Here is a 21,596-nt window from a genome sequence, read left to right as displayed (position 1 = left end):
TCCAAATCAGTTCAAACAGAAGGTGTTAGGTGCCCGTTTTTCTAATTAATGCTGGATCGATTTTGGGGAGAGGATCAGTTAGGTGCCCGTTTTTCTAATTAATGCTGGATCGATTTTGGGGAGAGGATCAGTTTAACTTGGAGAACTCTAATCAGAAATACACCTATTTTAGGGGAGGTTTACAGCGGAGCGCTAAGTGAAGAAACAAATAGTAGTCTAAAATTAATGAAAGATATTTTTTTGAGCTAACATCGGTGCAACAATATTATAGGAGCAATATCATGAGGAAAATGGATTTTTGCAAAATGAGCGCATGTCTCTGGGCATTGCGCTTTGAAGTTCTGGGCGTTATCTTATTAGTTATCGCAACTGGTTTGACCATATCTTCTGGCAATAGCTTTGGAATAGTCTCTTTATTTGCTGCAGGTATTATCTTTTGCCTATTTAATAAATTTTGTTTTTACTTTTTCTCATCCAAGCAACCATCTTGTCCTGTTTGTGATGAACCTCATTCTCATTACTCCAAAGAATTCATTCAAATACAGGAAAAGGAAGAAAGTATAGCAGAACAAGCTATGGATAATGAAGGCGGAAATCAAACTAACAGGAAATAGCCATAGATTAAAGAAAATCTCTATTCACAAGTTCTTATCACTTAAATAGTGAGGCTATTAAAAATCATTTGAGTGTAAAAATAATTTATAAAATAAAAGCACAAAAATCCCCACTAGAGCACAAAAAATACTTGCTGACAAAATCCCCAACCGAGCACCATTAATAAGCTCTCGAGTAAACGCTAAATTAGCGATAAAAATAGCCATTGTAAACCCGATGCCAGTTAATATACTGCCGCTGGCTAATAATATCCAATTAAGATCTTTAGGTCGTTTCGCGAGTCCAAAAAATTCAGCGATAAAACTAAAAACAAAAACCCCTATTGGTTTTCCCAAAATGAACCCTAGAAAAACCGCTAAAGTAACCCCATTAGTAAAATCTGTAAGAGATATCGGTATGCCTGCGTTAGCTAATGCAAATAAAGGTAAAATGAGATAACCAACCCATGGATGCAAAAAAAATTCCAATCGTTCAACCGGCGAAAGAGCTTCACGAGCAGCCACTTCAGCCCTAAGCAATGCCTTACGATCTTCAGTATCGCCACTCCAATGCTCTCCAGGAGGATAAGAAACTATATGTTCTAAAATTTTATGCAATTGTTTATCGTTTATCCATATTCTAGTAGGGGTCATTAAACCCAGGACAACACCGGTAACAGTGGGATGAATACCCGATGCATCTATCGCAACCCAAATGAGGGCACCAATAAAAAAATAAACGACTAGATTACGAATTCCAAGCCGCTTCATTATATGTACAAAAATAAAACCTATGGCCGCTATAAAAAGAGGCATCCAGGAAATCCCTTGACTATAGCCGATGGCAACAACCAGAATTGCACCAATATCATCAATAATAGCCAGTGACAACATAAAAATACGAAGACTTTGAGGAATATGTTTACCAAAAATTGCCAAGCAGCCGATCACAAAAGCAGTATCAGTTGCCATAACTGTACCCCATCCATTCTGCCCTGGCTCACCTGATTGGAGCATGAGATAAATTAGGGCCGGTACAAGCATGCCACCAAGCGCTGCGATAATAGGGAGTAAAGCCATTCTAGGATTTCGTAACTCACCAAATACAAATTCTCGTTTCAATTCTAAAGAGACAAAAAAGAAAAATAAGGTCATTAATCCATCGTTTATCCAAGCATGAATTGGACGGGAAAATTCAAAATCCCCCATGTGAATCCCCAAAGATATTTCCCAAATTGATAAAAAAGGCTTGGACCAAGGGGAGTTTGCAATTATTAATGCAATTATGGTAGACAACAACAATAAGCATGCTGTGCTAGTCTCGATACGAATAAATCGTACAAGTGGTTTGGATATCCGATGAATGGGTTCCTTAGGTAATTGTGGATTTAATGCCACTTGATTATGCCCCTCTGTTATTAGTTATCTTTATGTGAAAGTGCCTAATACAGACGGCCAACATTGAAAATTCAATTTTTCTCCTGTTATTCCGAATGTTATATACACTAGATATGAGCATTGGTGGAGATAATATGACAAAACTACTACTTGGTTACTTTTTCATGCCTTACCATTAGTATACCCTCCATTGCCAATTGATAACTCGGAGCTGGTCTAGTGGCTGTTTTCTTAAGATACCCTTGTGTAACACAAAATTGAACCAACTCTTTAACATCTTCAAAATTCTTATCTCTTTTTCCAAGAGCTTCAAAAATTTCATCAACTGTTAAAGTTACATCTGCTCCTGCATTTTCCGTCATCATTCTTTGAAAAACATCTAAAATATCTTTTTCGTCCATGCTAAATCCTTATTTATATATCTAAGTATAATTCAAAATTTCCTCATATGAGCTATAATTACCGCTTACCGGAAAGAAATTATATCCATTATTTCAAATCTATTAATAATCTATTGAATCTATAACTTGTTTTAAGAGGCCACCAAATATCCGATTATTTTTAGCACAACTTATCAAATTATATGCGTTCTTAGCTTAATAGAGACGGTCTGCCTGCATCCTTATGAACTAGCTGTTTGTACAGCGTTGTGCAAAATTTCATGTTTCGGGACCCATGAGAAGATTGAAATGTATTAATTGAGCAATTGCTTTAAGTGCACGGTGTAAAAATAGTTATGAGAGATATAAAAACATTTCAAACACACCGATGCCGAAATATATAATTCTTGTAAATCCTTTTTAGCCATTCTCGGTACAAAACTTATAGTTGTAGTTAATGAAAATTAAAAGGACAATAAAGGGCCAATTTGCCAGGCATCCAATTAATCAAATCTGAATTAAATCTACCTTACCTTCAAGATAGCCGCACTTCATATTGTATTGCAAGGACGACTAAAAAAATGATTAATATGGCTCCAATACAAAAGCATACGCGATAACCCCAGCGCCTGCTGTAGTTCCAGACTGGCAAAGTGCCTATAAGAAGTAAAACTAAAAAGATAACGAATAATATACCGTGCATTAGCCTCTTCCTGCAGGTCAATCAGTTAGTCCACAATATTAGCACAAACAGATGGACTCCTTTTAAACTTGGAGCAACTATTAAGTATACACATTAACCCACAATCTAAAATAAGTATATTAGTCCTTTAGGTCAACTTCCTATTCAATATCCATAACTTTTTTGCAATCCTCCATAGATTCACCTTATTTTCTTAAAATTATCTTCAGTGAGCTTTCTACAAGCTTGGTTCTTCTACCTTTTCCTTATGCTTTGGCAGCAAGGGCCGTTGATCCCCAAATCGTTGTCAAATTTTCAATATCTTTTGGTGGAACGAACCGTAAATGATAGATACAAACTACCTACTCATTTAACAAGGCACATTTATGCCATTTTCAAAGCATTGATTACCACCATTGTTATTTAGTTCCAGCGTTTTGAGTTGGGGTCCCCACAGCTGTACCTGAAGTTAAAAGTGAAATAATAGTATTTTCAAAATCAGCTGTAGCAGTTGGATCACTGGAGTTCTCAGGAAAGATTCCAACCGCCGACCGGCCTTTGTCCATATGACTATAAAAACAATTTGAGGGCTCGTTTTTGCTATTATAGTGTATTTTTATGTTCTATAACATTCAATTTGCATCCTGCCTGCACCCTATAATTGAATTTTTTGAGGTGAAAATGTTTGCAATCCTTTATTTATATGGTCGGAGTGACAGGAATTGAACCTGCGACCCCTGCCTCCCGAAGGCAGTGCTCTACCAGGCTGAGCTACACTCCGTTTAATGGTCACGTTTAATGGCGAATTGTGCAAGTTCTATCAGTGCCTCCTTATAAACACTATCGGGTAAAACCTGTAGTGCTGACAAAGCCCGATCGACCTCCAGTGCTGCATAATTCCGCGTATATTCAATAGCATCAGTTGCTTCAATGGCTTCCAGGATCGCGGTGAGATTTCGCAAGCTACCTTCCTTTAAACTTTCTTGAATCAATTGTTGCTGTACAACTGTACCATGTTTTAAGGCATGGAGGAGGGGGAGGGTGGCTTTACCATCGGCCAAATCATCACCAATATTTTTGCCAATTGTTTTCGCGTCAGAACAATAATCTAAAGCATCATCAATGAGTTGAAAGGCATTGCCTAAATGCAAGCCATAGGCATACAGGCTTTTTTCAATTTCTTCACCGGCATTACCTAACAAAGGACCAATTGCAGCAGAAGCAGCAAATAACAAGGCTGTTTTGTCTCGAATCACTGCAAAATAATCTTCGACGGAAATCGAAAAATTATGGCGATTAGCTAATTGTCTTACTTCACCACAGCTAATTTGATGGGAAGTATCCGCTAATAGACGTTGAATTTTAGGATGGTTAACATTCACCATTAGCTGGACAGATTGGGTGAACAGGTAGTCTCCTACCAAAATACTGGCTTTGCTGCCCCATATTTCATTGGCTGTTTCACGCCCGCGTCGGAGAGTGGATTCATCAATAACATCGTCATGCAACAGGGTTGCCGTGTGAAAAAATTCTATCATGGCAGCGAGCGCGATATGATCTTGGCCGCGATAGGCACAGGCATGGCTTGCTAGCAATACTAATAAAGGTCGTAAACGTTTGCCGCCACTTTCAACAATGTGATGTGCCAACTCATCAATCAAACCGACTTGCGATTGAATTTTATCAATGATTAGAGCATTTACTGCATCAAAATCTTCACTAACCAGTGCTCTTAAACGGGCAACCGTCATTGTTTATCCTCTAACATAGAATGTATGCATGCTAAGGCTGGCTTGGTCTAATGTCAAGTTTACTTCCTTCCCAAGAACAGGGGAAAGCCATCTTATAGGGCTTATTGAGGACCTGATAGCCCTATGGATACTGTACTTTAGGCATGATAGTTTTTAATGGAGGTAATAGAGTTTATTTGAATGCTCAGGAATAGATTCGTTTAACTCGTTTGGTGATGTGGTAAGTATTACCCCCTGTCTTTTTGGCGCTATACATGGCTTCATCGGCCTTGGCGAGCAATTCATCGGCATTGAATGCGTCGAAAGGATACACAGCCAAACCAATACTTATCTGACAAATGACGTCATGCGCCCCCAAGGTAAAAGGTTTATTAAATTGTTGCAAAATGCGTTTAGCAATGGTTTGAGGAATTTTATCCCCATTTTGATGCATGATAAGGGCGATAAATTCATCTCCCCCAAGTCTGGCGAGAAAGTCCTTTTCTCTGAAACAGCTTTGCAGGCGCTTGGCAGACTGTGACAGTAAGGAGTCACCGGCCTCGTGCCCGTAAACATCGTTGACATGTTTGAATTTATCTAAATCCATAAAAAAGAAAGTGATGCAATAGTTTTTATTAAGAGCTGCCTCAAGCATATTTTGAATGTACATTTGAAAGTAGGTACGATTTGGTAAATTAGTTAGCGCATCGTAGCGAGCCAGGTAATGGAATTTTTCTTTATCGGTCTGTAATAGGTAATTGTTTTCACTTAATAACTTTTCGTATTGCTCATTTTCACGTAAAACACCATATAAGGTGGTAGCAATGACAAATAAAGAGAAAGAGATATTAATAAAATTCATGAGTAGCACATTGGACGGTGCTAATTGATAAATCGGCGTGAGCTCCTGCATTGAAAAAAAGACTACCATAGCCAGACACAGCGCGGCATAGAGAACCAAGCCATACCAGCTTATAGTGACAGCGGCCAGGATGGGAATGACGTAATACCAGACAAAATAGGAGCTTGATAAACCACCCATCCAGTAATTCCCCAGGGTAGTAATAATCAGTGCTAAAAGAGTGAGGAAATGTCCACACAGGACTGTATTCTTGGTTTTTTTTAAAATAAACAAATTAAGTGCAGCAAATCCACAGGCAGCAATCACCAAATGCACCATCATCCACATATGCCAGACAAAATTGATATAGAGTAAAAATAAACCAAGTATAATAAGTTCAATACTGATGTTATTGATTAACCTGTATTGGCGTCCCCAATCGCTATTGGAAGTTGATAGTTCTCTTGCAAACGCTTTTAATTTACTGACCAGAGACATCTTGGTTCCTCATGGCTAATTTATCTCTTTTAACAAAGGAAATGGGTTTCACTTCCAAGTAATAACTTCCTTTCGTTAAAAAAGATCACACTAAACTGCCATAATTATCTATCAATCTATTGTGCCAACCTTCACTGGTTTGCGCATTTTCAATGATTGATCGTTGTTCTCACTAGTATAGGCTATTTTTGTTTCACTTTTGATCAATTAATGACTCATTGTTAACTTTTTAAGGCAGATAATTGTTACAAGCAAGGTGACATGGAGCGTCTCTATTTTGCTTGTCTTGGCTTGGATGAAGTAATCCTGTCCAAGGAACACGGTATGTACACAAATGCTATTTATTTTTATTAGAAAAATTTTAATTTTATGCACAGGGAATAAAACTCGACTAAATTTAACGTAGTCGTTATGTTTCCAGGTTGAACCTATGGTGCGATTAAAGAATATTCCAACAGTTGAAAACCCACGAGGAAATTATGGCTTTTTTGCTGTAAAACACGCGCCGCAAAAAGAAGTATTTTATCCCAAGGAATTATCAATTACTCATGTTGCACAAGGAGTTCGTAGTGGTGATTGTGATTTCCTATCAGTGATCAATGCGATTCTTGCTCTCCCTGATGGAGAATCCTATATTCGAAACCTGCTTATTGAAAAAAATGGGATAGTTTATGTTCATTTTTTTAAAAATGACAAACCGCAGTGGATTGCTGTTGAAAAATCATTACCAACATCCTGGGGCGTTCTAAGTTCTGGTGCTTTATGGGTTCGCTTTCTGGAAAAGGCTTTCGTTGCTTTTAAAGGCGGTAATTATAATGAAGTACTTAATCAGAGCGATAGTCGTACTGCTTTAAGAACTGTGCTTGGGGGGTTTGAAACAAGCATAACATTGCCTGTACAGACGCGTACTCCTTTGTTTACCTTGTATCAAAAAACAACACATGGTTGTTCAGGTAACGATATTCATACCTTAATGTTATTGTTGCGACCGCAGGACAAAATGGCAACTAAAGCCAATTTGGTCAAGCATGTATTTGCTGGCGATGAAGATTTTCTTACTATCTGGTGGGAAATGGTAACTCAAGAGCGCCCAGGTTTGGAAAAATTCCTGGCTTCAAAACCGGTGATTTTTGAGGAGGATATGATTGCTTTTATTGAGCAACGGCAGGAATTTTATAATAAACCAGCGACTGTCACTGCATCCAACGCTGTCATAGAATGGATTAAGAAAAGCAAAATTTTACCCAGTGAAACCCATTATTCCCAGGATGAGTTGGCCCTTTATGAGGATTTAATCCGAGCTTATGATGAACAACGACCTGTGGTTGCGGATGCGAAGCAAATGCCGCCCGCCGGCATTACTGCCGAACACACCTATGCGCTCATGGGGTTTCGCGAAAGTGAAATCAGTCATCGAAAATTTGTTATTTTACGCAATCCTCATCATGAAAATATGCCCTGGTTTTTGCGTTATTTTTTCTCTGGTGGAAGACAATCTTATGAAATTAGCGATAAAGAAGGCAGCGTTAAATTAATGGTTAAATCAACGAGCAGTTCAACGTTTGAAATGGAGCTACACGATTTTGCGCAAGCCTTTGCCTATATTGACTGTGGACGTTCACTCAAAGAGATCAAACTGGATAGATTGGAGGTGGATGAATTGCCGCCAGAGGAAGTCTTGGCCGAAGTGCTTGCACCGGGAAGTGGTTCATAAAATCGGATTTTTTTAATTCCAGTTCTCGTAGCTATGCAAGTCCATGATTAGATTGACGACATTAATAATTATAGGGATTTTTAAAATCCAAGGTAATGATTTTAGCGTGTACCCGGCTATGAGCTCCATTTGACCATAGGACATCAAAATGATTAAATTATGCGCTTTTTTGATATGGTGGAGCTTCAAATTATGCCTACTTCCCCTCAGCGTATTCTAGCTTGGCTATCTCCAACTTCTCCTGGTGCCGAAGGGATTAACGATCTTTTCGAAGATACTCAGCTCCCTCGTTACCGCCCAGATGAAAAAGCCAAATCCCAATTCACTTCGTTGGAGCCTACTCCTGATTTAGACTTTTCGACGGATTTAATTTTTTCCCTCGAGCAGCCTACACAGGCGTTGACGGAGTTAGAACCTCATTCCGCCACCGTTAATTTAGACTTTTCTGCGGATGATTCAAGTCTTTTTCTCGAGCAGCCTACACAGGCGTTGACGGAGTTAGAACCTCATTCCCCCACCGTTAATTTAGACTTTTCTGGGGATGATTCAAGTCTTTTTCTCGAGCAGCCTGCACAGGCGTTGACGGAGGCAGAACCTCATTCTCCCACAGTTAATTTAGACTTTTCTGCAGAGGATTCAATTTTTTTTCTCGAGCAGCCTAGACAGGCGTTGGCGGAGAAAGAGCCTCATTCTCCCACCGTTAATTTAGATTTTTCTACGGATGATTTAATTCTCGCTCCCGCACAGCCAGAGGGTATTCACTCAATACCATCCACTGGATTGTGCTTTGATAATGGAATAAAAATTACCGATCCCGCCATTCTCGCCACGTATACTCAAGAAGGGCAGGGAAGGACTATAAAATATTATGTCACTGTAGATGGAGCTCAAACGCGGGTATTTGTACCACATCAACTTACTCAGAGCCGTTTGTTTCACAATGGTAAACAAATTACTGACCCAGCTATCCTCGCTACCCGAACTCAAGAAGGCAAGGGAAGTAGCAGTAAATATTATGTCACTCTGGAGGGCATCAAAACGCGAGTGTTTACGGCGCACCAACTTTCTACCAATCGTTTGTTTCACAATGGTAAACAAATTACTGAGCAAGCTATTCTCAACACATACACCCATGAAGGCAATGGTCGTAGCAGTAAACATTATGTCATTCTAAATGGTACCAAAACCCAGGTTTTTACAGCAAATCAACTTACTCAACACCGTCTGTTTTATCAGGGTGAGCAAATTACCGATCCAGCTATTCTCCGCACTTATACCAAAGAAAAGGGAAAACATTATCTTATTATCGGTGGGGCCAAAACGCAGGTGTTTAGAGCTGGTCAAGTTTCCCAGGCGCGCTTGTTTCTCAATGGTCAACCAATTACTGATCAAGCTATTCTTAATACCCATACTCAGGAAGGCGACAGGATTAATAGAAAACACTATGTCACGATAGGTGGTGTAAAAACGCAGGTATTTAAATACCAGCATTTTTCTAGAAGCCGTTTGTTTCACAATGGCCAACCAATAACCGACCCAACTATTCTTGCGACATACACTGAAGTAGGTAAGTGGCCGACGAACAAACATTATGTCATGATAAATAATATAAAAACGCAGGTATTTACATATCGACAACACCTTGCTCAAATCCGCCTGTTGCAAAAGGATCAGCCTACAGACCCAGTAACTCTCCTTAGCAAGATGTCTACGGCTGCTCAAATTTCTGACGGTTATTTGTTTCTTAATGGTCAGCGAATTACTGACCCCGCTGTGCTTAGTACTCACCGTAAAGAAATAAAGGGAACTCAAACTAAACATTTTGTCACTATTGATAATGTTAAAACTGAGATTCAAACGGCCAGGAAACGTAACCGCATCTTGAGGGATGAAAACGAGCGGCCAAATAAGAGAGTTCATTCAGCAGATAACGAACACACTGAAGAAGCTAATCCTGTTGGCTCAGCAGAAATGCCTGATGGCTCTGTGACAGCGCCCGAAATTGCTGCGGCGCAACCCTATTCCTCAACGGGCTCTAGTGTCGGCAGTCCTTATGCATTCTTTGATTTAGCCGATTTAGATGAGTTAAATGCCGGGGAAAATGGTTATACAACTTCAACAACCACGACTACGACTACAAGCACGAGACAGAACGATGACTTCTCTCCCTTTAGCCCTTTTTAAAGCATTGATTGATGAAAATTACTTGATGCATTGATAAGAAGGGGGCTATCTCCCAATATCGAGAACCCTGAAACTCAATTTCAGGGTTTGATATAAGAGATAAGAGCGAGATCTACACGTTAAAGCGAAAATGCATTACATCGCCGTCACAGACGATATATTCTTTTCCTTCAAGACGTAGTTTACCGGCTTCTTTCGCGCCTTGTTCGCCGCGGTGGGCAATAAAGGCTTCATAGGCAATGACTTCGGCACGAATAAAGCCTTTTTCAAAATCAGTGTGAATCACTGCGGCTGCCTGTGGTGCTGTAGCCCCTTTGCGTATAGTCCAGGCTCGTACTTCCTTGACGCCGGCTGTAAAGTAAGTTTGTAAACCCAATAATTCATAGCCAGCCCGAATCACACGATTTAAACCAGGTTCATCAAGACCTAAATCAGCCATGAATTCTTTACGATCAGCTTCATCCAAATCGATAAGCTCTGCCTCGGTTGCTGCGCACAAGGCTACAACACTGGCATTTTCTTGCACAGCAAGGTTTTTTACTTTCTCCAGATGGGGATTATTTTCATAACCATCATCTGCAACATTGGCGATATAGAGCACGGGTTTGGCAGTCAACAGGAATAAGCGTCGAGTGAATAATTCTTCTTCCGGAGTGAGGGCCAGAGTCCGCACCGGAAAACCTTTATCCAACTGTGCCTTAATTTTTTCAAGCGTTTGTTTTTCAAACAGGGCTTCTTTGTTACCACTCTTACTATTCTTACTAGCTTTATTCAGCGCCTTTTCTACGCTATCCATGTCAGCCAACGCTAACTCTGTATTAATGACCTCAATGTCACTGAGAGGATCGACGCGCCCTTCAACGTGGACTACATCGGAATTATCAAAACAACGGACAACATGGGCTATGGCATCTGTTTCACGGATATTGGCGAGGAATTGGTTACCAAGACCTTCTCCACTTGCTGCCCCTCTTACCAGTCCGGCAATGTCAACAAACTGCATGGTAGTGGGTACGGCTTGTTGGGGTTTAACAATGTCACTTAGTGCATCGAGGCGTGGATCGGGTACGGTAACGATTCCAACATTAGGCTCAATAGTACAAAAGGGATAGTTTGCCGCTTCAATACCCGCTTTGGTTAATGCATTGAACAAAGTTGATTTACCCACATTAGGTAACCCAACTATTCCACATTTGAATCCCATAATATACCCTCAAAAAATTCGTAAATAGTCTATCCACCGTGCTTTATGCACAGTATCAACCCAGCGCTCAATCAGCGCACAAGCTGGATTCCGCACATAAAGCGCAGAGCAATATGTTCTATGTGTTTATCCTGTAGTATACCTTATTTGCTATTTATAAAGTTGAACCTTAATTAACCATTTAAGGTATTCATGGCTGCTGCCAATTGACCAGCCAATATAGGCGGTATGACATCAAGGCCTCTTTCCAGTGCATCAACTATTAATTGCCTATCCTGTTGGGACGGTTTTCCCAGTACATAATTTAAAACCATATCCTTATGTCCAGGATGACCAATTCCCACTCGTAACCGGTGGAACTCTGCACTGCCCAGATGTGCAATCAGATCACGCAGGCCGTTATGCCCCCCATGCCCACCGCCAGTTTTAAGTTTTATACGTCCGGCTGGAAGAGCCAAATCGTCATGAACTATCAGAATTTCATCGGGTTTGATACGATAGAACTGTGACGTTTCTTTGGTTGCTAAACCACTATGATTCATAAAAGTCAAAGGCAATAAGGCCTTACAGGAAAGATGGTCAATTTCCAGATTGGCAATGTCCCCATGCAATTTTTTATCCGTTTTGAAAGATGCCTTGTAGCGCTCAGCCAGAGCCTCGACAAACCATGCACCGGCGTTGTGCCGTGTTTGTTCATAGGCAGAACCAGGATTGCGTAAGCCAACAATTAGTTTGATTGCCATAACGAAGATCTAAAAAATAATTAGCATGTTGAACCAGGAGTACCTCAGTGCACTAGTTCGCCAGTTTGCCTCAGATGCCTTTCGAAACTCGTAACCTCACGGTGCAGAGTTTCAAAAGACATCTAAAAACAAGGCGGGAAAATCCCGCCTTTAAAAGTGGCTATCATCCCGAGTTTATTACTCGTTCTCTTCACCTTTTTCTTCTTCAGCTGGAGCAGGGGCAGCGGATACTTCCTCTTCCTGTTTTTCTTCCTCTTCAACAGCTGCAACTTTAGGTGCGTGAATACTAACAACAGGCAAGTTATGGCTGCCATCAGTGATATCGATTGCTAATTGAACGCCTTTAGGCAGTTTCAAATCAGACAAGTGAATAACGTCATCCATCCCGACGTTTGCCATGTCAACTTCAATAAATTCAGGCAGATCTTTCACCTGGCATTTTACTTCAACGTGAACCATGGTGTGGCTAATAATACCGCCAGCCTTGACTCCTTTCGATGTTTCTTCATTAGTAAAATGAATAGGGATCTGTTTAACCAGAACATCCTTAGGAGAAACGCGTTGTAGATCCATGTGCAAAATTACAGGTTTGTAAGGATGGCGTTGTAAGGCCTTGAGAATAACGTGTTCAACCTTGCCATCGACTTTTAAATCAAAAACACTGGAATAAATGCTTTCGCTTTCCAACGCTTTTACCACTTTGTTATGCAATAAATGAATAGATTGTGGTTTTTTATCGCCACCGTACAGAACGGCAGGGACTTTATTTTCAAGACGACGAAGGCGGCGGCTCGCACCTTTCCCTATGTCTTTTCTTGCTTCAGCTTCTAAAACGATTGTTGACATCAGTAGTCTCCATAATAATAAGTGAAACCCTTTGATTTCGCCCGCGACCAGGACAAACACCCAAAATAAAATCGGGTCAAGGGTGGCGCAGTATACAATAATTTAAAATCAACTTGAAGTCGTCGCTGTAATTTCATAGAATATGCCACTTTGTTGAATTTGTGAGAGCCGTGCAGGCGCGTTGGAGAATAGCTATGTATGCTGTAATCAAGACAGGCGGTAAGCAATACCGCGTAAAAGAGGGCGATATCATTAAGTTGGAATTGCTACCCGAGGATGTTGGCAATGAAATCAGCTTCTCTGAAGTTTTAATGCTTGCAGATGGTGATAAATTCACCTGTGGCGCGCCACTTGTTAAAAATGCGGTCGTTAAAGCGGAAGTTCTGGAGCACGCTCGCCACAAGAAAGTTAAAATTATCAAGTTTCGTCGTCGTAAGCACCACATGAAACAAATGGGTCATCGACAGTATTATACGCAGGTAAAAATTACTGCGATTAGCAAGTAAGAGGGGAAAGAAATGGCTCATAAAAAAGCAGGCGGTAGTACACGTAACGGCCGCGACTCGAATCCTAAGTACCTTGGTGTAAAGCGTTATGGCGGTCAAATCGTTAACGCTGGTGAAATCCTTGTGCGTCAGCGTGGTACCCGTTTCCACCCGGGCGAAGGTGTTGGTGTTGGTCGTGATCACACCTTGTATGCGTTGGTTACTGGTAAAGTTAGTTTCGTTGTCAAAGGCGCCAAGAATCGTAAATACGTTACGATCGCTGCTGTTGAAAATTAATTTTCATACTTTCCACATTCTGGGCCCCGGTATTCGGGGCTTTTTTTTAGCCTGTGAGTTGATGTAAATCATGAAATTCGTTGATGAAGCACTGATTAAAGTAGATGCCGGTAACGGTGGCCATGGTTGCTTAAGTTTTAGGCGCGAGAAATTTGTGCCCTTCGGTGGTCCAGATGGTGGAGATGGTGGCGATGGCGGAAGTGTAGTTCTGGAGGCGAATGCGAACTTAAATACGTTGGTGGATTTTCGTTACCAACGCCATTACAAAGCCGAAAATGGTCAACCGGGTATGGGAGGCAATTGCACTGGCAAGAAAGGTGATGATTGTGTTATTCAAGTTCCTGTGGGTACCATGGTTTTTGACGTCGATACCGGCGAACTTTTAGGCGATATTAAACAAGCGGGTGAGCGCTTGCTTGTTGCGCAGGGTGGCTTTCACGGCTTAGGAAATACTCGTTACAAGAGTAGTGTTAATCGGGCACCACGACAAACCAGTCCAGGTACCCCAGGCGAATCGCGGCATCTGCGTTTAGAATTACGCGTATTGGCGGATGTAGGCTTACTGGGTTTACCTAATGCAGGGAAGTCGACACTAATTCGCGCTGTTTCAAGTGCAAAGCCTAAAGTTGCCGATTATCCTTTTACGACGTTACATCCAGGATTGGGAGTAGTGAGAGTTTCTTCCCATAAAAGTTTTGTTATGGCTGATATTCCTGGTTTAATTGAAGGGGCAGCCAGTGGCGCAGGCCTTGGTCACCGCTTCCTAAAGCATTTATCCCGTACTTGTGTTTTATTGCACGTTGTGGACGTGGCGCCTGTAGATGAGAGCGATCCCGTGGAATCAGCAAAAGCAATCCTTAATGAATTGAAAGAGTATGATCCGGAGTTACTTGATAAACCACGATGGTTGGTACTCAATAAAATTGATATGTTACCCGATGAGCAAATAAGGCAAAAAACCGTGCAAGCCATTGTTGATGGCTTGCAGTGGCAAGGAAAAATATTTGCTATATCGGCTATGACCGGTGAAGGAACACAGCAACTATGTTATTCATTGATGCAGTTGATTGATGAGATGAAAGAGGCGGAAGCTTAACCATTCAGCGGCAAAATGGACAACCAGATTACTGCGGTAAGGAATCATGTGCTCTTCTTTTCCTTGTTTATTGCCATGTTGATAACGAATTAATAGATCAGTCTTGGCATTTGCCGCAGGTTTTTGCTCCCAATATTCCTTAAGCCCTTGCAAATGAAAATGAAATTTGGCATCCGGGCTGTCATAAAATTTCAACCAGGGGTAACTGCCAGGTTGTTGCAGAAGTGTCTGTAAAATGCCTCCCGTTACCTCATCAATAATAGCAATAGGCATTTGCAATTGCTGAATTCGTTCAGAGAAGCACTCAGACGCTTTTTGGGTTGGTGTCGCGATAATATGGGGAGCAACAATAGGCTCCATGATTTGTTTGACAGTGGCGACCAGATGTTCTTTACAGCGTACTTTACACTCTACATAAGGTGTTTCTAAGCGGTAACCAGTCTGGCAATCTATGCCTGCCAGGGCGTCATCGATTTGTTGGGCAATTTGACTTTCAGCAACGCCAAACAAGCGCCACTTGAATAAATGCTTATCACTATGTTCTGTCTGTTGTAATAAGGGAAGGATGTAATTGTTAAACATAGGTAGGCATTCGCGCGGAGGCCCAGGAAGAAGAATGAAGAGTTTGTTTTGCCAGCCATAATAACAACCCATGGCTGTACCATTAGGATTGGCCAGAATAGTTGCCTCGGCAGGAAAAAGAGCCTGCTGTCTATTCCCTGGGCTTAATTCAATATGTCCGCTTTTTAAGCGCGACCGGATATGTTCAATAGCGGCTGGAAATTCTATCAAAGGTGTCTCAACAAAATGTCCCAGGGCAAAGCGTGTTCGGTCATCTGAAGTAGGGCCCAGGCCGCCAGTAATAATAATAATGTCATGGTTTGTTGCTAAAAAACCAATACAAGCCTGGATTTCTTCTTCCTTATCACTGCAGGCTAGCTGTAAGCCTAAGGAGAGTCCTTCAGAGCTTAAAGCATGAGCAATGTTGTAGCTATTGGTGTTTAGGGTATCGCCATGAATAATTTCATCACCAGTGGCAAGTAGGGCTATGGTCATTGTTTAGCTTCCAGGTAAATATAGTTTAATGCAGCAACATGGGGGCGTCTGGCGTACCAGGATCCATCTTATACGCGATGCACGGTCACTTGAGGTAGTGGCGTTTCTATCCCTTCACGATCAAATTGATGCTTAATCGTTTCCTGCAAGGTATTTCTGGTGGCAGATACATCCACAGTATTAACCCAAACCATGAATTTAAGCTCGACTGCCGCGTTAGCGAAATTATCAATGGTAACGTATGGCGCCGGATCTTTTAAAACCAGGTCGCAGTTATCCGCAATAGTAAGTAGCATTGCTTTTACCTGAGTAATGTCGCAGTCGTAGGCAACACTAATAATTAAATCAATACGGCGTGTTGAGAAGTAACTTAAATTGGTAATTTCAGATTTAATCAAGGCTTCATTGGGTATCCGTACCAATTTATTGTCTGGTGTTTTCAGCTTGGTGGATAACAAATCAATTGAATCGACAATACCATTGATTCCTTTAACCTCAACGGTATCACCTACTTTAAAAGGGCGCTCAAAAAGTAAAAAAATACCACTGACTAAGTTGGATGCAGCAGTTTGTGAAGCAAAACTAATTGCAACAGTAAAAACACCGGCAGCCCCTAACAAGACACTTAAGTGAAAACCAAGGTGTTGGAGGCTAGCCACGAAAAAAATAGTAAAAACCACATAAAAAACCGAGCGATTAATGAGCATGGTATGGTGGCGAGAAAAGCGATTCGCAAGAGCGCGTTCGGCAATAATGCCCAGTCGCTTGGCGACTATATAGCCTACTAAAAACAAACTGATGGCATAACCAATATTTAGCAATTTTTCGGGGTCAAACAGGTTCATTTCTTTCTCCATCACTCGACAGTAGCCATGATAAGCGCTTGCAAGGGATAGAATACCATAACTCAGTCTAAGCAAGTAGATTGGTTAATAAAGCTGGAGAGGCCATTGCCAGATTGCATGACTGAAATGGATTACAGGATGCAGGCAAACTCTGAGGCCGAGGCAACATGTGATTTAACGAAGAGGGGGGCGGTCCTCTATTACTGACTACGCAGATGGAGTGAATCTGTGAAGAGCAGTAAGTCGTTTCCTAGTGGGCCTATAGGCGTCAGGGCATCTTTTGCCAGTTTGAAATGATGGGCAATCAGATCAAAAAGTTCTGTTTGAGTGTAAAGGCTGGTAAAAGTAAGTTTTTGGTTGGCGGCGTCTGAAGCTCGACCTTTACCAAGTAAATCGCCTTTAGCATAGTAATCAAGATAATCGTCTTGCATTTGAAAGACTAAACCCAGATGGGTTGCATAACTGCGTAAAGCATTGGCTGTACTCGCAGAAGGAGCTGAGGCCGCTAATACCATATTGAAACAGGCTAGAATCAATTTTCCAGTTTTCAGAGAATGAATTTGACGTAACTGTGATTCATTAATGGCAGGTTTGCACAATTCGGAGAGATCAAGGCTCTGGCCGCTTACCATGCCGGCTGGGCCGCTGGCATTTACCAATTCTCGCGTTATTTCGATTGATTGTGCAAGAGATAGATGTTTGGGCAAGTAAGTAAGAAGGATGTCAATGGCCAGTGCCTGCATGCCATCGCCAACTAAAATTGCTGTTGCTTCATCGAATGCTTTATGGCAGCTTGGTTTACCTCGTCTCATATCATCATCATCCATAGCAGGCAGATCATCATGGACCAGGGAATAACAATGAGTAAGTTCAACTGCTGCGGCAATAATATCCAGAATGGCTGGTGCGATAGCCATTATTTCACCGCATAAATAGACCAGGGTTGGTCGTAAACGTTTACCACCTGGAAAAAGGGCATAGAGCATCGCATTTTTGATTTGTTCGGCAGGAATTTCAGCGGACAAGACTAATTGGCGAAGAACCGATTCATGGTGAGTTAAATAAGTGTTGATGTTTTTATTGGCCATCGAATTGTTCGCTATCTTTGATGTTAGACAGAGTGAGCGTCTCGATTTTTTGCTCAGCCTGACTTAAAACGTCCTGGCATCGGCGTGCAAGTGTGATTCCTTTTTCGAATTGTTTTAGAGAATCTTCAAGTGATAATTCCCCTTTTTCTAATTGCATGACGATTTCTTCGAGTTCAATCATGGTTTTTTCAAAATGAATAGGTTTTGTCATCGCTGCCAGCCTAGTTTGGCAAATGATGGCAGTATACTGCCTGATCATGAAGTTTCAACAGCTTTTGTGTGAAAAAGGTCCGGGAGATGACAAAATAAATACCAAAAATAGCAGGCATGAATTGCTTAAGTAGGGTACTTGAACCAGGTTGATATGACCTTGTCCAAGTAAACCATGAATTTCCACAATCCTACTTGCGATTCGATACTACCATAAGAATCTGCTTTCATTTCCGGGTAGGCGATTCCCAAACCAAATAACCCTGGTCCTATGATTCCCACATGTGGATTATGATGAGTATCTTCATAATCACCAATGACAATATTTTTGCGTTTTTCAAACCCAACTGCGTAGATGACTTTGTCACACTCAGGAAGAAAACGTGCAATATTAGGTTCACTGGTGTTGTAACGCACAAGATTGGGAGGTAAAACACCATCTATATTTTGTCTGGCCCAAGTCGCAGTTTGTCCCTTGAGTCCGGTATTATCAAATAAGATCCAATCGCCCATATCGATTGCGTAACGACAAGGAGAGCGGTAAAAATTAATAATTTTTTTCACACCCAACTCAACCAGATAGCGCACGATGATGATTGCTGAGTGGGAAGAACCAAAGACGGCGTAAGTTTCGTTAGTGTTGACCGTCGCAGCCAATCGATCTTTATCAATGGCTACATCGAAAGGGATGACATCAACACCAGGGTAATTCAGGCTTGAAGGAACTGCCCCAGTAGCTAAAATTACATTTTTCGCTCTGAAGGTGTGAGTATCGGTATTTAAGGTCCAGGTGCGTTCGGATAAGGCCATACTATGCACTGTTGCTTGTTGGGCAACCACTTTTTTTGTTAAGTGTTCTGAAACCCATTCTAGTGGTTTAACAACCTCGAGCAGAGTGCAAGTACTTTCCGGTTCTATGCGATTAAGCTGAAAATCAATGGGTGTGTGGTTATAGTTAAATGAATCAACGGCCTTTAAAAAATCAACAAAGCGTCTTACCGTGGTGTTACTGGAAACATGGCGCCATAATTGGCCAAAATCACCTACCTTGAAATGGGGATCAAGCCATAAAATATGCTGTGGATGAATATTGTTATCCAGTAATTTTCCTACGGCAGCGATTCCGGCTGGCCCAGCTCCAACAACTGCCCAATGAAAAGGCTTTTTGGTAAATTGATTCAAAATAGTTTTCTTCGGTTTAAATAAAATAATTTTACTGGTGGAACCTTTTTTAAACAAGAACATGATCCTGACAAAAAATATTTTTTTGCCTGTAGCAAATTTAATTGCATGATTTTTGGTATTCATGCAGGATTGGCTATTAAAAAATAGCCGCCAAGGCAGTAAGTTAATAGATGAAAACGAAGACCCGATTTGTTTGCAATCAATGTGCAGCGGTTTTTTCTCAATGGGCTGGCCAGTGTACACAATGTTCTGCCTGGAATTCAGTGAGTGAAGAAGGCATTACTGCTGCTGGACGTAATACCCGGATGGGACATTATGCGAATCAGCGTTCGGCAGTGACGTCCGTTGAGGAGGTTGTGCTTGATGCAGAAGTGCGTATGGATTGCGGTTTGTCAGAATTAAATCGGGTCCTGGGTGGTGGTTTGGTGGACGGCTCAGTGGTATTGATTGGTGGCGATCCCGGTATAGGTAAATCTACCTTATTGCTACAAACGTTAGCCAATTTATCCCAAACGCAGAAAGTTCTTTATGTGACCGGCGAAGAATCTTTACAACAAGTCGCAATGCGAGCCAAGCGTCTGCAATTACCTCTGGCGAATTTACGCTTGTTAGCAGAAACACAAGTAGAAATCATCCTCAGTCATGTCCAGCAGGAAAAACCACGCATTGTTGTGATTGATTCTGTACAAACCATTTTTACCGAAACGTTAAGCTCAGCACCGGGGGGAGTAAGTCAGGTCAGGGAATCAGCAGCGCAATTAGTACGTTTTGCTAAAATGACGCAGACTGCTGTGTTTATTGTGGGACATGTCACGAAAGAAGGCGCTTTGGCTGGTCCTAGAGTATTAGAGCATATGGTTGACAGCGTGTTGTATTTTGAAGGCCAAAGTGACAGTCGTTTTCGAGTAATTCGGGCTATCAAAAACCGTTTTGGTGCGGTGAATGAGCTGGGTGTTTTTGCGATGACTGATCGTGGATTAAAAGAGGTCGCTAACCCTTCAGCTATTTTTTTGTCCCGTCAGCCGGAAGCAACGCCTGGAAGTGCCGTTATGGTAACCTGGGAAGGTTCACGGCCAATGTTGGTTGAGGTACAGGCTTTAGTGGATGAGGCTCATGGTCAGCAAGCCAAGCGAGTTACGGCAGGTCTTGAGCATAATCGCCTGGCTATTTTACTGGCAGTATTGCATCGTCACGGGGGGGTTGCGACGTTCGATCAAGACGTTTTTATCAATGTTGTTGGCGGTGTGAAAGTCACGGAAACGGGCAGCGATTTAGCCTTATTGGCTGCTGTAGTTTCCAGCCTTCGTAATCGAGTTTTTGATCGTGAAACCATTATTTTTGGAGAAGTAGGTTTAGCAGGAGAAATAAGACCCGTACAAAGTGGCCAGGAGCGTTTGCGTGAGGCAGCCAAGCATGGCTTTAAACGGGCTATTGTCCCCTTTGCTAATGCGCCCAAACAAAGCAATTCGTCGTCGATGGAGGTAATTGCTGTTAAGCATTTGCAGGAAGTATTAGGGCAACTCTAGATTTGCTGATCAACGTCCTTGTTATCCAGCAAGAGATAATTTACGCTGTGAAAAGTGCGCGGTAGTTTTCTTCACTAATTTCCGATTTTTCGATACCCTGAGTTAGCCCCAGAGAGTCACTGGTCTGCAAATATTTTTCTTTATCGTCCACTAACTTCGAGACCATCTCCATAACCGCTTCCTGACAAAACATATCTTGCACAGACAGAGAGTGTGGGCCAAAGATTGCTTGTTCTGTGGCACTATTACAATTACTTGCTGGGATATATCGGTCGTAGAACGGATGCAGGCTGCTGTGCAAAGTATAATTGGCTTTTTCTGCTAAAAGATATTCTACGTTTTCACGGTAAGTTTTCGCATTAATACTTAAACCTGGTACTAAAGGGATAATATGGAAAAAAAGCGGATAATGAGGTAAGGATTTTGCTCTTTCAAACCATTTCTTTAGATCTTCTTCTACTGAGGTAAATTGTGGAAGAAAAACGCGTAGATCTAGCGGTAGATCTTTGAAGCGGGAATCAGGAATGCGTTTTTGTTTGCTGACTACTTTATTAGTGTCAGGCCGTTTACTCATTGAACAGGTAATGGCCCCATTTTCATTCGTTATAAATGAGAAATTATGGCCCGGGTATACACTCTTTCCGAAAGTACTCGTTAAGCTGGTGGTCGTCGGTGTTGTACCAATAAATAAACTGTTTTTATGAGCTTCTATAATGCTTTTGCTAATGGTAGAAAAAGGATTAGAGTTACCTGAAAAAAGTATTTTTACTATTTTTCCCGTTTGCTTTGGCGTACTCGCCAAACTGAATTCGCCAATGCGAGTGGAAAAGTTTCTGTGTGGCAAAGTATACAAGGATGGTATGCCAATTCTTGTTGGGTTTCGAAAAAATTTAGGCATAAGTTTCTCCCGATTTTAATCTAGGCAGGTTAGTCCCTTTACCTTGCGGCTAGTTTATTTTGATGAATTAATAAATTTGCAAGAAAAGCTAAGTTCT

General features: G+C 41.5%; 21 protein-coding genes and 1 tRNA gene. 7 read left to right on the top strand and 15 right to left on the bottom strand.

Features of this window, described 5'->3' with window-relative positions; translation table 11 throughout:
- Positions 1-281: 281 nt before the first annotated feature.
- A complete protein-coding gene (locus tag ACN4Z1_RS13715) occupies positions 282-614 on the top strand; it encodes a hypothetical protein (protein ID WP_228362968.1) in 333 nt (110 codons plus the stop codon).
- Between the two features lie 57 nt (positions 615-671).
- On the opposite strand, the gene nhaA is transcribed toward ACN4Z1_RS13715, so the two are convergent.
- The 6 genes from nhaA to ACN4Z1_RS13685 form a co-directional block, all read right to left on the bottom strand.
- Positions 672-1,991: a Na+/H+ antiporter NhaA gene (gene nhaA / locus ACN4Z1_RS13710; protein WP_228362967.1), complete on the bottom strand. Its 1,320-nt coding sequence runs from the start codon at positions 1,989-1,991 to the stop codon at positions 672-674.
- Between the two features lie 146 nt (positions 1,992-2,137).
- Positions 2,138-2,392, bottom strand: coding sequence for a hypothetical protein (locus ACN4Z1_RS13705; protein ID WP_228362966.1), 255 nt, complete (start codon positions 2,390-2,392; stop codon positions 2,138-2,140).
- Positions 2,393-2,906: 514 nt separating this feature from the next.
- A complete protein-coding gene (locus ACN4Z1_RS13700; protein ID WP_228362965.1) occupies positions 2,907-3,074 on the bottom strand; it encodes a DUF3309 family protein in 168 nt (55 codons plus the stop codon).
- A gap of 683 nt (positions 3,075-3,757) precedes the next feature.
- Positions 3,758-3,834, bottom strand: a tRNA-Pro gene (locus ACN4Z1_RS13695).
- Between the two features lies 1 nt (position 3,835).
- Complete coding sequence (locus ACN4Z1_RS13690) at positions 3,836-4,804, bottom strand: polyprenyl synthetase family protein (protein WP_228362964.1); 969 nt, start codon at positions 4,802-4,804, stop codon at positions 3,836-3,838.
- Between the two features lie 184 nt (positions 4,805-4,988).
- Positions 4,989-6,122, bottom strand: coding sequence for a GGDEF domain-containing protein (locus ACN4Z1_RS13685; RefSeq protein WP_228362963.1), 1,134 nt, complete (start codon positions 6,120-6,122; stop codon positions 4,989-4,991).
- A gap of 430 nt (positions 6,123-6,552) precedes the next feature.
- On the opposite strand from ACN4Z1_RS13685, the gene ACN4Z1_RS13680 reads away from it, so the two are divergent.
- Both ACN4Z1_RS13680 and ACN4Z1_RS13675 read left to right on the top strand, forming a co-directional pair.
- Positions 6,553-7,836: a C2 family cysteine protease gene (locus ACN4Z1_RS13680; protein WP_228362962.1), complete on the top strand. Its 1,284-nt coding sequence runs from the start codon at positions 6,553-6,555 to the stop codon at positions 7,834-7,836.
- A gap of 159 nt (positions 7,837-7,995) precedes the next feature.
- The gene (locus ACN4Z1_RS13675) at positions 7,996-10,020 is read left to right on the top strand and encodes a hypothetical protein (protein ID WP_228362961.1); all 2,025 of its coding nucleotides are present in this window, start codon (positions 7,996-7,998) and stop codon (positions 10,018-10,020) included.
- Positions 10,021-10,132: 112 nt separating this feature from the next.
- Here the strand turns inward: ACN4Z1_RS13675 and ychF are convergent, their stop codons facing one another.
- The 3 genes from ychF to ACN4Z1_RS13660 form a co-directional block, all read right to left on the bottom strand.
- Positions 10,133-11,224, bottom strand: a complete 1,092-nt coding sequence (gene ychF / locus ACN4Z1_RS13670; protein WP_228362960.1) for a redox-regulated ATPase YchF — start codon at positions 11,222-11,224, stop codon at positions 10,133-10,135.
- Between the two features lie 173 nt (positions 11,225-11,397).
- Positions 11,398-11,967 carry an aminoacyl-tRNA hydrolase gene (gene pth, locus ACN4Z1_RS13665; RefSeq protein WP_115220559.1) on the bottom strand — a complete coding sequence of 190 codons (570 nt, stop codon included), beginning with the start codon at positions 11,965-11,967 and terminating at the stop codon, positions 11,398-11,400.
- 177 nt (positions 11,968-12,144) lie between these two features.
- Positions 12,145-12,813: a 50S ribosomal protein L25/general stress protein Ctc gene (locus ACN4Z1_RS13660; RefSeq protein ID WP_228362959.1), complete on the bottom strand. Its 669-nt coding sequence runs from the start codon at positions 12,811-12,813 to the stop codon at positions 12,145-12,147.
- Positions 12,814-13,007: 194 nt separating this feature from the next.
- On the opposite strand from ACN4Z1_RS13660, the gene rplU reads away from it, so the two are divergent.
- From rplU to cgtA, 3 genes are all read left to right on the top strand, one after another.
- Entirely contained in the window at positions 13,008-13,319 is a 312-nt protein-coding gene (gene rplU, locus ACN4Z1_RS13655) for a 50S ribosomal protein L21 (protein ID WP_228362958.1), read from the top strand.
- Positions 13,320-13,331: 12 nt separating this feature from the next.
- Complete coding sequence (gene rpmA, locus ACN4Z1_RS13650) at positions 13,332-13,595, top strand: 50S ribosomal protein L27 (RefSeq protein WP_115220561.1); 264 nt, start codon at positions 13,332-13,334, stop codon at positions 13,593-13,595.
- 70 nt (positions 13,596-13,665) lie between these two features.
- On the top strand, positions 13,666-14,691 hold the full coding sequence (cgtA, locus tag ACN4Z1_RS13645) for an Obg family GTPase CgtA (RefSeq protein ID WP_115220562.1): 1,026 nt from the start codon (positions 13,666-13,668) through the stop codon (positions 14,689-14,691).
- Here cgtA and ACN4Z1_RS13640 read toward each other — a convergent pair.
- The 5 genes from ACN4Z1_RS13640 to ACN4Z1_RS13620 form a co-directional block, all read right to left on the bottom strand.
- Positions 14,647-15,747, bottom strand: coding sequence for a competence/damage-inducible protein A (locus ACN4Z1_RS13640; protein ID WP_228362957.1), 1,101 nt, complete (start codon positions 15,745-15,747; stop codon positions 14,647-14,649). The two genes, cgtA and ACN4Z1_RS13640, sit on opposite strands and share 45 nt — an antisense overlap.
- A gap of 68 nt (positions 15,748-15,815) precedes the next feature.
- On the bottom strand, positions 15,816-16,592 hold the full coding sequence (locus ACN4Z1_RS13635; protein ID WP_228362956.1) for a mechanosensitive ion channel family protein: 777 nt from the start codon (positions 16,590-16,592) through the stop codon (positions 15,816-15,818).
- Positions 16,593-16,792: 200 nt separating this feature from the next.
- A complete protein-coding gene (locus ACN4Z1_RS13630; RefSeq protein ID WP_228362955.1) occupies positions 16,793-17,680 on the bottom strand; it encodes a polyprenyl synthetase family protein in 888 nt (295 codons plus the stop codon).
- Positions 17,670-17,891 (bottom strand): exodeoxyribonuclease VII small subunit, encoded by a 222-nt coding sequence (locus tag ACN4Z1_RS13625; protein WP_058446848.1) that lies wholly within the window; start codon positions 17,889-17,891, stop codon positions 17,670-17,672. Before ACN4Z1_RS13625 ends, ACN4Z1_RS13630 begins: the two co-directional genes overlap by 11 nt.
- Before the next feature lie 125 nt (positions 17,892-18,016).
- Complete coding sequence (locus ACN4Z1_RS13620) at positions 18,017-19,072, bottom strand: FAD-dependent oxidoreductase (protein ID WP_419388217.1); 1,056 nt, start codon at positions 19,070-19,072, stop codon at positions 18,017-18,019.
- A 173-nt stretch (positions 19,073-19,245) separates the two neighbouring features.
- Here ACN4Z1_RS13620 and radA point away from each other — a divergent pair, with 173 nt between their 5' ends.
- Complete coding sequence (gene radA / locus ACN4Z1_RS13615) at positions 19,246-20,601, top strand: DNA repair protein RadA (RefSeq protein WP_228362953.1); 1,356 nt, start codon at positions 19,246-19,248, stop codon at positions 20,599-20,601.
- 40 nt (positions 20,602-20,641) lie between these two features.
- Here the strand turns inward: radA and ACN4Z1_RS13610 are convergent, their stop codons facing one another.
- A complete protein-coding gene (locus tag ACN4Z1_RS13610; protein ID WP_228362952.1) occupies positions 20,642-21,499 on the bottom strand; it encodes a hypothetical protein in 858 nt (285 codons plus the stop codon).
- Between the last annotated feature and the right edge of the window lie 97 nt (positions 21,500-21,596).

The sequence above is a fragment of the Legionella sp. ST3F1 genome (assembly GCF_048553315.1).
GTDB lineage: Bacteria > Pseudomonadota > Gammaproteobacteria > Legionellales > Legionellaceae > Tatlockia > Tatlockia donaldsonii.
Note: the sequence above shows the minus strand (reverse complement) of the source record. Positions and strands in the feature narration are given on the sequence as shown.